Annotated in this window: 12 protein-coding genes; 6 read left to right on the forward strand and 6 right to left on the reverse strand. The window is 70.4% G+C overall.

Annotated features, from left to right (window positions below; genetic code table 11):
- Positions 1-89 precede the first annotated feature (89 nt).
- The 3 genes from HS104_06015 to HS104_06025 form a co-directional block, all read right to left on the reverse strand.
- Positions 90-1,979: a hypothetical protein gene (locus tag HS104_06015; GenBank protein ID MBE7479527.1), complete on the reverse strand. Its 1,890-nt coding sequence runs from the start codon at positions 1,977-1,979 to the stop codon at positions 90-92.
- Positions 1,980-1,983: 4 nt separating this feature from the next.
- On the reverse strand, positions 1,984-2,640 hold the full coding sequence (locus tag HS104_06020) for a redoxin domain-containing protein (protein ID MBE7479528.1): 657 nt from the start codon (positions 2,638-2,640) through the stop codon (positions 1,984-1,986).
- A gap of 218 nt (positions 2,641-2,858) precedes the next feature.
- On the reverse strand, positions 2,859-3,845 hold the full coding sequence (locus tag HS104_06025; GenBank protein ID MBE7479529.1) for a hypothetical protein: 987 nt from the start codon (positions 3,843-3,845) through the stop codon (positions 2,859-2,861).
- 180 nt (positions 3,846-4,025) lie between these two features.
- Between HS104_06025 and HS104_06030 the strand changes: the two genes are divergently transcribed.
- Positions 4,026-4,613 (forward strand): hypothetical protein, encoded by a 588-nt coding sequence (locus HS104_06030; protein ID MBE7479530.1) that lies wholly within the window; start codon positions 4,026-4,028, stop codon positions 4,611-4,613.
- Between the two features lies 1 nt (position 4,614).
- On the opposite strand, the gene HS104_06035 is transcribed toward HS104_06030, so the two are convergent.
- Positions 4,615-6,783 (reverse strand): TIGR04551 family protein, encoded by a 2,169-nt coding sequence (locus HS104_06035; GenBank protein MBE7479531.1) that lies wholly within the window; start codon positions 6,781-6,783, stop codon positions 4,615-4,617.
- A gap of 78 nt (positions 6,784-6,861) precedes the next feature.
- Positions 6,862-8,019, reverse strand: coding sequence for a protein kinase (locus HS104_06040; GenBank protein MBE7479532.1), 1,158 nt, complete (start codon positions 8,017-8,019; stop codon positions 6,862-6,864).
- A gap of 143 nt (positions 8,020-8,162) precedes the next feature.
- Between HS104_06040 and HS104_06045 the strand changes: the two genes are divergently transcribed.
- The 5 genes from HS104_06045 to HS104_06065 all read left to right on the forward strand — a co-directional run bounded on the left by HS104_06045 (position 8,163) and on the right by HS104_06065 (position 13,035).
- Positions 8,163-9,707 (forward strand): thrombospondin type 3 repeat-containing protein, encoded by a 1,545-nt coding sequence (locus tag HS104_06045; GenBank protein ID MBE7479533.1) that lies wholly within the window; start codon positions 8,163-8,165, stop codon positions 9,705-9,707.
- Positions 9,704-10,252, forward strand: a complete 549-nt coding sequence (locus HS104_06050) for a TlpA family protein disulfide reductase (protein MBE7479534.1) — start codon at positions 9,704-9,706, stop codon at positions 10,250-10,252. Before HS104_06045 ends, HS104_06050 begins: the two co-directional genes overlap by 4 nt.
- Before the next feature lie 68 nt (positions 10,253-10,320).
- Positions 10,321-11,139 (forward strand): HEAT repeat domain-containing protein, encoded by an 819-nt coding sequence (locus tag HS104_06055; protein ID MBE7479535.1) that lies wholly within the window; start codon positions 10,321-10,323, stop codon positions 11,137-11,139.
- 46 nt (positions 11,140-11,185) lie between these two features.
- Positions 11,186-12,295, forward strand: a complete 1,110-nt coding sequence (locus HS104_06060) for a glycosyltransferase family 4 protein (GenBank protein ID MBE7479536.1) — start codon at positions 11,186-11,188, stop codon at positions 12,293-12,295.
- Positions 12,292-13,035: a crotonase/enoyl-CoA hydratase family protein gene (locus HS104_06065; protein ID MBE7479537.1), complete on the forward strand. Its 744-nt coding sequence runs from the start codon at positions 12,292-12,294 to the stop codon at positions 13,033-13,035. Before HS104_06060 ends, HS104_06065 begins: the two co-directional genes overlap by 4 nt.
- On the opposite strand, the gene HS104_06070 is transcribed toward HS104_06065, so the two are convergent.
- On the reverse strand, positions 13,023-15,443 hold the full coding sequence (locus HS104_06070; GenBank protein MBE7479538.1) for a hypothetical protein: 2,421 nt from the start codon (positions 15,441-15,443) through the stop codon (positions 13,023-13,025). The genes HS104_06065 and HS104_06070 overlap by 13 nt on opposite strands.
- Positions 15,444-15,446: the final 3 nt, after the last annotated feature.

Consider the following 15,446-nt stretch of genomic DNA (forward strand, 5'->3'; position numbering starts at 1 on the left):
GGCATGTGCTGGAGGCGAGATCGCAGGGAGCGTGCCAGCTCCCCATCGACGCGCGCCTCCATCGACCTACACGGCGGCCACTCGGTGGATCAGAACCGCACCGTCGCGTCCAGCCGCGCGCCCTCGAAGGGCGGGTAGATGCGACACACGCCGCCCACGCAGCGGAGCGACCCCCGGCGCTGACCCACGAAGGCACCCACGCTGGAGGACTGCGTGATCTTGTAGGTGAGCTGGCCGTTGTAATACATGTCCGGCACCGAGGGGTTGGTGCTGTACTCGACGCCGAACGCGGCGGACAGGTGCGGGGACCAGTCCACGCCCGTGATGTGCTGGCCCTCGAACCACGGATCTTCCGGGCCGCCCACCACCTGGTGCCGGCGCCGGTGCCAGCCCTGGAGCTGGAGCGAGAACGGCCCACCCAGCCAGCGGATCACGTCGTAGCGCGCGTAGGTCTCCTGGTAATAGAGGTTGGTCTGGGCGCCGTTCGGCAGCGCGATGGCCTCCTCAGCCTCGTCGATGCGGGCGCCGACCGTCAGGTTCGCGCGGCTCTTGCGCTTCTGCGCCGTGATCTCCATGCCCGAGGCGAGATCCCAGACCCGGTTCAAGTTCGCGTCGCTGGTCTCGCAGCTCTCGTTCAGCGCGCGCTCCGCCCAGGTCCGGTAGTGCCCGACCCAGGCGAACACGCTCTCGTCCTTGCTCAGGTGCACGTCGCCCTTCAGCCGCCCGCCGGTCACGCAGGTGTTGAAGCCCTCGAACTCGGTGTCGATCCAGAAGGCCTCGGTGGTGGGCGGCGCGCTGTACTGCACCAACGAGAACTCCCTGGCGCGGGCCGTGTCCACGTTGGCCGCCAGCGCGAAGAAGCGCCGGTAGTGCTTGCCCTCGAACATCAGCGTCACCGGATCCTCGATCAGCGTCAGCGCGGCGTAGACCGCGTAGCCCTTCTTGCCGTCGAGCAGCTCCCGGTTCGAGCTGGTGCGGTCGCGGTCCGCGTCGTCCAGGCTCTGCACCGCGACCTCGACGTAGCCGTCCCCGGAGCCGTCGAAGTCGGCGATCTCCAGGGATTGGCTGCCTGTCAGGACGGTGTCGGCCTGGCGCACCACGTCGGAGGTCAGCGGATCCTGCCGGCGCAGGAACGACGCCTGAGTGCCGAGCTTCAGCCCCTTCGGCATGATCTCGATCTGCGTCGCGACGAGGCGGTCCGGCGCGTAACTCGGCGATGCTGGCAGGAAATCCGTCTCCACCGCCCGGGGCATGCCGGCCTCGGTCGCCGCGACCCAGCTCGGCGTGACGTCGCTCGTCACCCCGAGGTAGCGACCGCTCGACTCGTCGATGCGCAGCGGGTTCATCTCGCCGCCCAGGGCCGAGAGCCGGAGCTTCAGGGGACCCGCGTTGATGCGGCCGGTCACGCGCGCCCCTCGCACCGTGGTGTCGCTGGCCAGCTCGTCCATCTTGCGCACGCTGAGCACGAAGCCGCGGCCGAGCGCCGCGTAGAAGTCCCCGAGCGTGACCTCGACGTCCCGCGTGGTGTAGCCGACGTAGTACTTCGACGGGTAGACCCAGTTGATGTAGCGGTTCGACAGCTCCGCGCCGGCCTCGTTGAATTTTTGGCGGAAGAGCTGCGCGTCGGAGATGCCGCCGCCCGCCGGCCGCGTCTCCACCACGTCGAGCGCGATGGCCTCGGGGTAAGGCGAACGATAGAACCAGGCGTTGTCGATCCGCAGCCCGGCGGTGACCTTGCCCCAGGAGGCCTGGAGGTTCAGCCGGTTGTACCACATGCCCCAGTCGTCGTTGGCGCGCGTAGGCACGTCCAGCGGCCGAGAGTCGCGGTTGTCGAAGTTGTAGAGCACGCTCGTGGCGTTGGTGACGTCCAGGTGCACCTCGTCGTCGCCCAACTTGCCGGTCTCGATCGCGAGCGCAGACGAGGCGAGCGTGAGGACCAGCACTCCGCTCGCCGCGGCTCGAGGGATCCCGACGCGCATGCCGCTACTTCCCGCGCTTCTCGAGCTCGCCCTCGACGAACGGCCAGATCACCGCGCCTTTGTCGCCGGTGGTGCCGAACAGCACCTTCATGGTCTTGGCGTCCACCACCAGGTTGAGGGGCGCGGTCTGATCCACGCCGAAGGTGCCGCCCAGCTGATTCTCCGGGTCGAGCACGAACGGGAAGTCCGTCTCGTAGGTCTTGGCCCAGCTCACCAGGTGCTTCTCCTGGGCCGGGTTGAAGCTGCCGTCCTCGAACAGCGCGCTCAAGACCACGAAGCCGCGCGGCGCGAGGGCCGCCGCGTGCTCGCCGAGGGAGGGGTTGGAGCCCGTGCCCTCGTGCTCGTTCTTGCAGGCGCCGCACCAGCCCGCCGCGGTGTTGAAGAGCAGGATCTCGTGCCCCTTCGTTCCGTCCGGATCGTAGAAGTCCGAGAGTTTGATGGGCACGAGCTTGGCCGGGTCGTAGCCCTCCGCCTTCGGGTTCAACCAACCCTTCTGGAAGCTGATGTCGGCGATGGGCAGCGCGTCGCTGATGCTCTTCGCGTAGGGGCCGCTCGGGTAGCCCGCCGTCGTGCCCGCGTCGTCCTCGAGCAGGTAGGCCGGGATGTCGGGACGGTTGGTCCCGCAGGCGCTGCCCAGGAGCGCAACTGCAGCGGTGAGCACGAGCCGACTCGACCTTCGCTGTCTTGGTACGGGCAGCTCTCGGCTCGCCACCAAGGCCGAGACCCACGAGAATGCCGGCGAGGCCGGCGCACTCCCGTTGCCAGGTGGGACCGTTCGCGCGGCGCCCCCTGAGCGGGTATCAGCAAGGCCCCCTGGGAACGCGCCGCGCAACAGCCAGCGCGGGGCGCATCCGAGCGCAGATTGAGTCCACCGTCCCATCACTTCTTCTTGACGCCGAACACGCTGAGGGACGGGACGCCCTCGCCGTCGTTGGTCACCACGCTCTTGCCGTCCGCGCTCACCTTGCCTCCGCTGACCTTCGCCCAGCCCCCGTAGGGCGCCCACCAGCCCTCGCTCGCCGTCACGCCGTGGATCCAGAACTCGACCTCGGTGCCGGCGGGCCAGCCCGGGGTGTTCGGCACGCTCAGCGTGGCGTGGGGGCAGAAATCGCTCTCGATGGGCGTCGTGCCCACCAAGATCTCGAAGCCGGCGGCCGAATCCACCGCCGGCGGAGCCTTGGCCATGGGCAGCTCCACCGCACGGAATTTCTGGAGCTCCTCGGTGTCGAAGGTCAGCTCGTCGAACTTGATCTTGGTGCCAGCAGCCAGCGTGAGGGTCACCCCGTTGCTGGTGGCCGAGCTGCCGCCCGCGAGCGCCACACCCTGCGCGGGATCGGGCAGCTTGGCGGTGACGACGTCACCGAGCGCGTATTTGGAGACATTGGTCGGCAGGAGCTGCGCGAAGCGCACGTAGCCGATGCCGTCACCGTACTTGAACGCGGGGCGTTTGAAGGTGGTGCCCGCGTCCGGCAAGATCCCGGGAATGCAGAGCCCGCTCGTCTTGTCCGGGTTGCACACGACGCCCTGGTCGGTCGTGCTGCCGTACAGGCAGACGTCCAAACCGCACACCTGCGCGGGCACGCCGGCCGCAGGAGCCCCAGCGAGATCGAGCACCGTGCCGGTGACCTCCTCGATGGCATGATCGGTGTCGCTCGAGGGGAAGCCGGGCGCCTCCGCGCAGCTCGCGCCACCTCCGCTGCCCGCGCTACCGCCGCCGCCGCCGGCGCCGCCGGTGACCGTGCCGCCGCTGCCGCCGGAGCCGCCGCTGCCGCCGCTGCCGGCGGCGCCGCCGTCGTCGCCGCCGCAGGCGACCGAGCCGAGTGCGCTGAGAGCCAGGACTGCCGATGCGATTCGAAGCGAAGTCATGCTGATTCCCTTGACGCGCTCGCGCACGGACCCTTGCGCGCGCGGCCGCGCCGGATCTTTACCAGAGGCCCGACGCTTGACCAGGGCTGGCGGGGTGCTGCCGCCTGATTTCGGCTGATTTTCAGCGAGCCGGTCTGGTTTGTGGCTCCGGCTGCCGGGGGGTACGCTTCTCACCGTCGCATGAGGCTCTCGGTCGCACCCAACCGGCCGGCGCGCGTGCAGGCTTCGACCGTGCGCGTGCGTCAGGCGTTCGCCGAGGCGCGCTTCGGCGAGCACGCTCCGGAGCGGCTGCGCCGGGCAGCGAGCCCCGAGCTCCGGGCCCTGCTCGCGTCCAAGGACTCACCGCCCGGAGGCTGGGTCCCGTTTGCGCTGTTCGTCGAGGTCAACCAGCTCGTCGATCGCCAGTTCGGCAGCGGCGATGGCAGCTTGATCTGGGAGTCTGGGCGCTTCGCCGCTTCCCACAACGCGGGCGTGTGGAAGAGCTTGATCATGCGTCACGTCACGCCGGGCATGCTGGTCGGCCTGGCGAGCAGCCTGTGGAGCAAGCACTACGAAGGCGGGCGGCTGGTGAGCCGCTCGGCAGGCGGCAACACCTTGATGGTCAGCATCGTGGACTTCCCCGAGCCGCACCCGGCGCACTGCAAGGCCATCGGCGGCTGGATGCTCGGCTCCATCGAGCTAGGCCCGCGCAAGAACCCGGCGGTGCAGGAGCTCGCCTGTCGCGCGAACGGCGCGGCCATCTGCGAGTTCAGGTTGACCTGGACCTAATTTAGAACAAAACGCCCAAGTACCAGCGGAGGATCTGCGCCGTGCTCGTCTCCGTCGAGCCGGGGCCGAGTCCCTGCTCGATCTGCTGGGCCTCGACCTCCTGGTAACCCAGGCCGCCCATCGGGAAGAGCACGCCCCACTGCAGCATGGTGTAGAAGCCGCCGGGCTTGTCGTGGTTGTCGTTCAGCGAGCCGTCCTTCGACTGGTAGTAGAGCGAGAGGTCGAGCTCGATGCCGAGATCGCGCTTGTGTCCCGGCGTCTGGACGAACTCGCTGGCGCGCGTCCAGATCCCCGCGAAGCCGCCGCCGAAGCGCTGGCCGCTGGGCTCGCGGATGAAGTCGTACTCGACGCTGGGCCGGAAGTAGTAGGTGCCCTGCACCCGCGAGAGCAGGTTCCGGTGGAGGATCAGGTCCACCTTGTAGTTCGGGTGGAAGCGGAAGGTGCTGATGGTGTCGTCGCCCTGCTGCGGCTGCAGCCCGTTCCAGCCCGGTGAGAGGCCGCCCGCGCCGCTGATGGGGCCGAACACGTCTGGATCGCCCGAGGCCCAGCCGGTCTTGAACTCGAGCTTCAGTCGGTCTTCGACCAGCTTCTGCTCGATCTCCGCGGCGTAGCCCCACTGCTCGATCTTGCGGCCGTTCACCGCGTCGTCGGGCGTGCTCTCGATGGATCCCTGGATGGTGACCGCCTCCGCCTCGAAGCGGAACTTCTTGTAGAGGAGCTGGATCCACAAGTCGGGGATCCACGCCGAAGCACCGCGGCGCACGTAGCCGGCGCCGAAGTTCTCGGTGGGACAGCCCAGCGTCGGGGCGCCGGTTCCGCACTGGCCGGTTCCGCCCTCGTTGGCGATGAGCTGGCGGCGATGCACCACGTAGGCGCCGCCGTTCAGGACCAGGTTGCCCTGCGCCAGCGCCAGCTTGGTGAGCTCCGGGTTCTTGCGGCGCGCGAGGACGAACACGTACTGATCCACGTCGTCGAGCTGCCCCATGTCGTAGGGCTGGGCCTGCGGCTGGTTCAGCGAGTCGCTGGTCTGCCCTTCGTTGGCGAAGTCCCAGGCGGCGCCCAGGTACAGATCCAACGACTTCAGCCCCGTCACGAACATGATGCGGTCGTTCGTGGTCTGGTAGTCGTCGTCCGGCCCGTCGCCGGCGTTGGCCAGGATGCCCAGGCCCCAGTGGCTGGGCATGCGTCCGAAGCGCAGCTGGCCGACCGGCGTCATGTACTCCGCCCACACGCGCTTGACCCGGATGCTGTCACGGAAGCTGTTGCGCCCGTCGCTGGGCGGCGCCTGCGTGTTGTCGAAGGCGCCGATGGGGTTGTAGCCGCTGCGCTTGTTGACCACGTAGCCCGTCGCGCCCGGGGAGTTCGAGTAGCCCTCCGGCGTGGAGCCCAGCACCAAGTTGTCGAGCAGGTCGATCTGCGACAGGACGCGCAGGTTGTCCGAGACGTGCAGCTCCGGGTTCAGCCGAAAGCGCATGTTGGCGCCGGCCTGCGTCTTGTTCTTGCAGGGGTAGAGCCCCTCGCGCGGATCGTCGCTGGCCGACGAGGACTCGGCGGACTCGTCCCCGGTGCAGAGCGCCGGCCCGAACGAGCCGCCCGTCCGAGAGTTGTAGTGGTTGTCGCTCGGCAGCGGCCAGAGCGCGGTGTTCGGCGGGTCCACGCGGCCGAGCGAGAAGTTGTGGAACAGCTCAGCGCGCAGCCGGTAGTAGCCGTGGATCTCGAAGATGGGCCGCGCGTGGGACCACCAGTCTTCGGCGTAGATCTCGTCGGACGTCTTGGCGCGCTTCTGCGCCGCCGCCGGCTCCTTGCCTTGCTTCTCGAGCGCCGCAGCGTCCGTCGCCGGTTGCGGCCACATCGGCATCGGCCCGAAGCCTCCTGGCGCTGGCGTCGGAGTGACGCCCTCACCGCCTGGTCCCTTGCCGGTGGTGGGCGGCTTCGCCGGCGGCTCTTCTTCTTCCTCACCCTCGGGACTGGGCGGCGGTTCGGGCTCCTCCGCTGCGGGCTGCTCGGCAGCCGCGGGCTTGGCACCTGGCGGCTTCGGCGGAGCCGGCGCGGGCTTGGCAGCGGGCGCTGGCGCAGGCTTCGGTGGCGCTGGTGCCGGCGCTTGCGCTTGCGCCAGGGCGCTCGTCACGACCCAGCTCAGAGACAAAAGGAAGGCGGATCGCTTGAGCATTCGACGGCCGGCCGTGGCTATCGCACGCGCCCGGGAAGACTGTCAACGACGCACTTTTTCCGAAGCCTTTCGCGAGCCTCAGGCTCGGACTCGGGGCTCCGCCTCGTAGGCCTGCATCACGTCGGTGCGGAGCTGGTCGGCCTGCGTCTTCGGCAGGGGCGGGGCGCTCGATTGCGGCAGGCCGAGCTGAGAGATCGCCGCAGCGTTGTCGGCCAGGCGCTGCTGGGCCGACCAGCCGGCGCTCTCCGGCAGGCCGAGCGCGGTGCGGAACGCCTCGCCGAGCTCGATGGCCGAGTGGAAGCGGTGCATCGGGTCTTTGGCCAGGGCTCGGGCGAAGAGCAGGTCGAGGACCCTGGGCGCCTGAGGGATCTGAGCCGTGAGCGGCGGCGGCGACTCCTCGACCTGGGCGGTCCGCACCATGATCTCGTTACGGGTCGGCGCATCGAAGGGAGTGATGCCCGTGAGCATCTCGAACAGCACGATGGCGGCGCTGTACAAGTCTGCGCGCGCGTCGATCTCCTTGCCCAGCACCTGCTCGGGCGACATGTAAGCGCCGGTGCCCGGCGCCATGCCCCCGGTGTTCTTCGCGTGATCGGCGGGCAGCCGCGCGATGCCGAAGTCGGTGAGCTTCACCACGCCGTCCACGCGCACCAGCACGTTGCTGGGCTTGACGTCGCGATGGATGATGCCGAGCGCGTGAATGGCAGCCAGCGCCCCGAGCAGCTGCGAGAAGAAGTGCCACGCGCGCATGAACGGCAAGCACGGCAGCCCACCGGGGGTCGCGCTCCTGGCCTGGCGTTCGATCAGGGCGGAGAGCGGCTCGCCCTCGACCAGCTCGAGCACGATGGCGAGCTGCCCCTCGGGCTCGACCATGGCGAAGAAGTGGACGATGTTAGGGTGCGAGAGTCGGCTGAGCGCGCTGGCTTCGCCCATGAACAGGCGTCGGGCTCGCTCCCGGCTCTTGAGCAGCGGGTGCAGCACCTTGACCGCGACCGGATGTGCCGGCGTCCCGGCCTTGTCGCCGGCGGGGTTGTAGTAGAGCCAGCCGCGGTGCACGACGCCCATGCCGCCCTCGCCGATGCGCGGGCCCACCACGACCTTGCCCCAGCCGAGGTCGAGCTCGCTGTCCTCTCCGAAGCGCCGCGCCGCTTCGCGGGCAGGCTGCGGCGCGCCGCATTCGGTGCAGAACCGAGCAGCGTCATCGAGCACGTTCTTGCACACCGGGCAGAGCGCCACGGACGAGAGGATAGCGTGGACGGCTCCGGCCTCGAAAATCTCGGGCTTTGTCTGTCGATCATGGCCGTTGCGAAATGCTGGCGGGGTATGCGAGCCTTGGCTTCGCTGAGGGTGAACCCCCTCGGTGTCGGAGGATGATTCCGTTGCCGCTGCCCCTCGTCGCGCTCCCCGCTGCCCGCTTCCGCCCAAGCACCTCCCACCGCTCGCGCCGCATCGCCGGAGCGGTCGGAGCTGCCAGCGTGCTCGGCCTCGTCTTCGCTGCCGCACCGGCGCTGGCGCAGGACGCCGCCGACAAGGAGTTTTCGGTTCAGCGCTTCGACCCGGCGCCCGGGCCCCGTAACTACTTCAGCACGCGCGGCGTGCGGACCGACGGCAAGATGGCGTGGAGCGCAGGGCTCTTCGTCAACTACGCCTGGAAGCCCTTCGTGGTGCGCAGCTGTTTCAGCGAGACGAACTGCGACGACCCGAACGCCAGCGGCATCGACGACCTCAAGGTCATCGAGAACCTGGTCACGGGCGACGCGCTGGCCTCGTTGACCCCGATCCCGCGCTTGCAGGTCGGGCTCAAAGTCCCCGTCACTTGGGTGAACGGCGATGGCATCGACGAGGGAGGCGTCGCCAAGCAGGGCGGCATCGACGCCGTCGGCATGGGCGACGCCACCCTGGAGGGCAAGTACCGCCTCCACGGCGAGCTCCGGGACCCCTTCGTGGTCGGCGTCGGGGCATGGTTCACCGGCCCCCTCGGGCGGGCGACCGCCAAGGACAACTACATCGGCGACGCTACGCCGACCGCGGGCATTCGCGGCATCTTCGACGGCGAGCAGGGCCCGTTCTCCTTCGGCGGCAACCTGGGCGCCGTGTATCGCGGCGAGGGGCGCGTGGGCTCCACCACTCTCGGACCGGAGTTCCGATACGGCGTGGGAGCGGGCTTCAAGGCGAGCCCGGTATTCCGCCTCGTGCTCGACGGCTTCGGCGGCACGAAGTTCAGCGCCAAGAACGGCACCAACAGCCTCGAGGCGGACCTTGGCGTGCAGATCATGCCGCTCGACTCTCCGTTCGTGATCTCGGCGGGCGTAGGCACCGGCCTGATCCAGGGTGTGGGCGTGCCGACCGTGCGCGCCTTCCTCGGCGTGATGTACGTGCACGAAGGCGGGGACAAGGACGGCGACGGGATCCCGGACGCGGACGACCAGTGTCCGACCATCGCCGGCACCGCAGAAGCGCAGGGCTGCCCCGCGGGTGCGCGCGACTCGGACGGCGACACCATCCCCGACGACGCCGACAAGTGTCCGAAGCAGCCGGAAGACCCGGATGGCTTCCAGGACTCCGACGGCTGCCCCGAGCTCGACAACGACGGTGACGGCGTAGCCGACGACCAGGACCGCTGCCCCGACAAGCCCGAGACCAAGAACGGCTTCAAGGACGACGACGGCTGCCCGGACGAGCCCGATCGCGACAACGACGGCGTTCCGGACAAGCTCGACAAGTGCCCCGACGCTCCGGAGGACACCGACGGCTTCGAGGATACCGACGGCTGCCCCGATCCGGACAACGACAACGACGGCGTGCCGGACCAGCAGGACGAGTGCGGCGATCAGCCGGAGACCAAGAACGGCTACCAGGACGAGGACGGGTGCCCGGACGAGGTTCCCGCGGACGACAAGAAGAAGGACAAGAAGAAGAAGTGACCCAACGAAAGTGCTTCTCGCGTTGGGGGGGAGTGATCGTCGCCGTGGGGCTCGGCCTCGCGGCGATGGGCTGCGGCAAGATGGGACCGAGCCAGACCGGCGGCGCTGCGGAGCACTCGCTGGTCGGGGCTCCGGCGCCCCCCTTCGACCTCCCGGGCTACTCCGGCGGCGCGAAGAAGGTCGCGCTGTCCGACGGCGCCGGAAAAGTGATGCTGGTCGACTTCTGGGCGACCTGGTGCGAGCCGTGCAAGGACTCGTTCCCGCACCACCAGGCGCTGGCGGAAAAATATGCCGGGCAGCTCGTGGTGGTCGGCATCAGCATCGACGACGAGCCGGGTGGTATCGCGGACTTCGCCAAGAAGAACGGCGCCAAGTTCGCCATCGGCTGGGACGAGGGACAGTCCGTCTCCGGGACCTATTCGCCGCCCACGATGCCGACCGCGTACCTCATCGACAAGAGCGGCATCGTTCGTTACGTGCACGCTGGATTCCGCAAAGGCGACGAAGCCGAGATCGACGCGCATGTCGCCGACCTCTTGAAGTGAGGTAAGCCCATGTAGGCGAACGACCCATCTTGGGTCGGCGTCCTCACTGAGCTACGCTGACGTTCAGCGTGCGGTTCTGGCTCGGCCTCCGGCTGCAACGACTCGCGCTCGCCGTGGCGTGCGCGCTGGCGCTAGCCATTTCACACGGCAGCGCCGCGGGCGCCGGGTCAGTCGACCAGCTGATCGAGCGGCTCGCAAAGGGCGAAGACTTCCGCGTGCGCGTGCAGGCCGCGCTCGAGCTCGGCAAGACGAAGCACCCGGACGCCCGCCTGCCGCTCGAGAAGGCGCTGGACGACGACAACGCCGCGGTGCGGACCGCCGCCGCCGCCGCGCTCAAGGTGCTGGGCGACAAGCAGAGCATCCCGGCGCTCGAAGCGCACAAGAAGGACAGCTCGCAGGCGGTGCGGACCCAGATCCAGGCAACGCTGGCTTCGCTCAGGATGGTCACCAGCAGCAGCGTGAAGATGATCGTCAAGATGGGCCGGATGCGCATGGGCAAGGACGTGCGCGGCAAGTTGGTGGGCGACCTCGAGAGCGCGAGCCGCCAGAGGTTCGGCGAGCTGCCCGGCGTGAAGGTGATCGAGGAGAGCGAGAGCGCCGAGGCCGCCGACAAGGGCAAAAAGATGGTCATGGTGACCGGGCTCTTGCGCAAGCTGAACGAGTCGGCGGAGGGCTCGGAGGTGGTGTACTCCGCGAGCGTCGAGTACGTCGTGCACCGCATGCCGGAGCAGGCCATCGCCGGCACGGTCACCGGCTCTGCCAGCACCCGGGCCAGCAAGGCCGAGGCCAAGAAGCGGGCTGGCGAGCTTCAGAAGCTGGTCCTGGCCGCGGCAGTAGCCAGCGCCGTCAAACGCGCGCCGGAGGCGCTGGCGGCGGCGACCCGGTAGTAGCGCGATTGACGGGGGCCGGCAGGTCGGCCGATACCAGGGACCCGTGCCCACGCCGCCGCGCGTCCTGTTCGTCTCGAAGCCGGTGGTGCCGCCGTTCCATGACGGCACGAAGTGCCTGGTGCGCGACGTGGCCCAGAACCTGGAGCAGGTGCACCCGGTGGTGATGGGGGCGAGAGGCGCCGAGCCCCTCCCGGGTGTCGAGAGCGTCGAGGTCTACTCGGATGCCGGCGCCCACGCGCCCGCGTTCATCGAGAACGCGCGCGCGGCGTCGTTCTTGGCGGTCTCCGCGCGGGCGCCGCTCTGGCACTTCGTGTTCGCGCCCAATCCGCGCACGAGTCGCGTCGCGCGCTTGCTCCGCGCGGCTCGACGCACGCGCGTCATGCAGACCATCGCGTCACCTCCGCGGGACTTCGCGGGCGTGGCGCGCTTGCTCTTCGGCGACGTCGTGGTCGCCCAGAGCTGCGCCACCGCGGCCCGCATCTCGGAGCAGGCGCCGGGGCGACGCATCGAGGTGATCCCACCGCCGGTCGCCGAGCTCGCCCCGCGCGCGCTGGCGGCGCGGCGCGCGCTCCGGCAGCGCCTGGCGCTCCCCGACGACGCGCTGATCCTGGTCTACCCAGGGGACATCGAGCTGTCCGCCGGGGCCGAGAACGTGGCGGCGCTGGTCGAGCCGCTGTGCCGGGAGCTGCCGAACCTGGTGGTGGTGTTCGCCTATCGCGAGAAGACGCCGCGCGCCCCCGAGGTGGCGCGCGCGCTGGAGCGCCGGCTGCCGGAGCGGCACACGCGCTTCACGGCCGCGCTCCCCGACGTGCTGGCGCTGATCGAAGAGGCGCGCGCCGTGCTGTTTCCGGTGGACGACCTCTGGGGCAAGGTGGACATGCCGATCGTGCTGCTCGAGTCGATGCGGCTCGGCGTGCCGGTGCTGGCGCTGGACCAGGGACCGCTCCGCGAGCTGGGCGGCACCGTGCAACTGCCGGCGGGGGACCGCGCGGCGTGGGTCGGAGCGGTGCTCGAGCTGTGCCGGGATGACGCGCGGGTGCGCCAGGTCGTGGAGGCGCAGCGCGCCCACATCGCCCGGGAGCACGACGCCAAGGTGGTGGCGCGACGCTACGAGAGGCTCTACTTGGAGCTGCTCGAGAGGAGTGGGCGATGAGCGTGCGATTCGAGTCTCGGGGGCAAGTGGGCGTGGTCAGTCTGGACCGACCCGAACGCAGGAACGCGGTCGACCGCGCGACCGCCGCCGCGTTGCTCGACGCCTACCGGCGCTTCGAGGCGGACGCGGCGCTCCGGGTGCTGGTGGTCACCGGCAGCGGCGGCACGTTCTGCGCCGGCGCGGATCTGAAGGCCCTCGACAACGACGTGGACTCGAGCGAAGGCCCGATGGGCTTCACCCGGCTCAGGTCGGAGAAACCCTGCATCGCCGCCATCGAGGGCCATTGCGTGGCCGGCGGCCTCGAGATCGCGCTGTTCTGCGATCTGCGCGTGGCCGGGCGCTCGGCCCAGCTCGGCTGCCTCGAGCGGCGCTGGGGCGTGCCGCTGATCGACGGGGGCACGCAGCGCTTGCCGCGCATCGTCGGGCTCGGGCGCGCGCTCGATCTGGTGCTGACCGGCCGCCTCGTCGACTCTACCGAGGCCGAGCGCATCGGCCTGGTCGATCGCGTGGTGGAGGACGGCAGCGCGCTCGAGCGAGCCGTGGAGCTCGCCGGCGAGCTCGCGGCGTTCCCCTGGGCCTGCCTGCTCGCGGACCGCGCGTCCCTGCTCGACGCCCAGGGCCTGCCGCTCTCCGAAGGCATCGCGCGGGAGGCCGCACGCGGCCGCGAGGTCTTGGCGGAGGCCGCGCTCGGCGCCAAGGTGTTCGCGGACGGAGCGGGCCGGCACGGTCAGAGGCGCTGAGCCGCGACCAGCCGCGCGTAGTCGTCCGACAGGTAGAACGAGAGCAGCGCGGCGATGCGCACCGCCAGATCCTGGTGCGCGAAGTGTCCCTCCGGCGTGCGCTCGCGTAGCACGGCCAGGGCGCCGTCGCGCTCTCCGAGCGAGAGCTCCGCGCGCTGGTCGGGTCGCACCAGCAGCATGGCGCGCAGCGCCGCCGGCAGGTCGCGGCACGCCAGGAGCCCCGCGCGGTCTGCCGTGAGCTGCATCACGCGGGCGGTGGCGACCAGATCTTCGTGCATGGCGGAGAGCACGTCGTCGCTCTCGTGGGGCATGCCAAGATCGGGGCGGCTCTTGAGCCGCTTCCGCACCGCGCTCGCTCCGCCGACGACCCGCTGGATGGTGCTGGTGGGGATCTTCTGCAAGAGCGAGTACGCCCGCTCGGCCATGCGGTAGCTCTTGAACAGCGGCAACAGGCCCAGGAGCAGGTCGAGGCCTTCGCGGCTCCGGTCGAACAGCCCGCGCCAGACCTCGCTCGAGGTGACGCGCGCGTGGCCGTAGGCGACGTGGGCGATCTCGGTGGCGACGGCGAAAGACAGCTCGCTCGCCGTCATGCCGTACTCGGGATCGTCGTCCAGGTGGCGGCCGCCCACCAAGACGAAGGCCGGCGGCCCCTCGTAGGCGCGCAGCCCGATGCCCTTCTTGCCGCGGGAGACGAAGCCCTGCACGCGTTCGACCCCGAGCAGGCGCGCGGCGTGCATCAGCGCGCGGGCGGCTTCGGGTTGGCGCGCCACGCTGATGGGCTCGACGTACTCGAGCAGCATGCCGTGGTCCGGCTCGGGCACGGCGGCGAGCAGGCTCTGAATGCGACCGAGCACCGCGCTGCCCTCTCGGGCCGCCGGGTGGGGGAGCACGTCGCGCAAGAGCTCCTCGGTCAGCGCAGACGTCTCCCGCTCGCCCCCGGCCAGCTCTCGGCGCGCGAGTCCGCCGGGCCCGAGCGCCGCGAGCACCACGGAGGCGCGCTCTCGGAGCTCGCCTTCCGCCACCGAGTGAAGCGCGCGGACGCGTGCCTCGACCAGCGGCTGCAAGCGCGCGAGCTCGGCCAAGGCACGAACGCACGGACCTTGTGCGGTGCGGCGCGCGTCCGCCAACAGCTCGAACACGCGGATGCGCAGCACCTGTCCGCCGGCGCCCGCTGTCAGATCCGCGTCCTGGCTCGGCAACAGATCGAGCAGCTCCTCGCTTGGCAGCGCCGCCAATCGAGCTTCGAGCAGCACCCGCGCGCGCTCGCGCTGGCCCGACCGGATCAGGTGCTCGGCGAGCTCGACGTCCGCGCGCGCCAGTCGCTTCGGATCGTGGCGGAGATCGAGCAAGCGTGCGTGCAGGCGCTCGTGGAGCGTGAGCGCCCAAGGCTCGGCGGCGTCGCCGTGGCTCGTCAGGCGGTCGAGCAGCACCACCGCCGCCTCCGGCGACAGGCGGAAGTCCTTCCACACCGCGGCCAGCGCGTCCGGTGGCAGGCGATGCGAGGCGAGCGCGGAGACGAGGCCGTCGACCTCGGGGCCCAGCTCGAGCGGCTCCGAGGTGTCCACCGAGACCATCACCGCCGCGGCGATGGCCAGCGGGTCGCCGGCCTTCACGCAGCGGTCGAGCAGCCTGCGGGCGAACCCGAGCGAGGCCGGATCCGCGCGCCCCAGCCAGTTCCAGCGCGCGAACACCCGCATGCGCGCCGGTCCCTCGTGCTCGAGCGCCGCGAGGAGCTCGCGCCACAGATCGAGCTCCGAGCGCGGCACTCGCCAGCGGAAGCGCCCCGCCAGTACCTCGGACTTTCCCAGGCTCTCGTCCAGCGAGAGGCGCACGCCGTCCAGCGCCTCGACGCGCCGGTCGCCGAGCTCGGAGAGCACCACGCGGGCGATCCGGCGCTCGCTCGCGAACAGGTAGCCGGTCCCACTCTGGCCCGGGCAGAGCGCCGACTCGACCGGCGCGCCCTTGTCGGTCTCGCGGAACGCGAGCAAGAGCTCGCCGGGCTCGATGAACCCGCCGAGGAACGCCCGAACGACTGGGCTGAGCGCGGCGACGTGCCGGCCGAGCTCCTGCAAGCGTTCCTGCGAGCCGCCGCTCAGGCGCGCCAGGGCCAGCGCGCGACGCGCGTCACGTCGCGCAGTCGTGGGGACCACGACCTCCGCGTCCCCGACCACGATGCGATCGCCGAAGGAGCCCGGCTCGTAGCGGAAGTCGCTGCGTCCGAGCAGGTCGATGGCGACGCCCTCGGAGGCGCTCTTCGCCGCGACCAGGTAGAGGCCCTTGGTGGTGCGCACGAGGCTCGCCGCCCCGCGCGCGCCGGCGCCCAGCGCGAGCTTACCGCGCAGCGCGACCCGGTCCTCGACGCGGCCGAGGTCCTTGGCCTCTACCAGGGCGAGTGCGGCGTCGGCCATGCG

The organism is Polyangiaceae bacterium (genome assembly GCA_015075635.1).
Taxonomy (GTDB): Bacteria; Myxococcota_A; Polyangia; order Polyangiales; family Polyangiaceae; genus JADJKB01.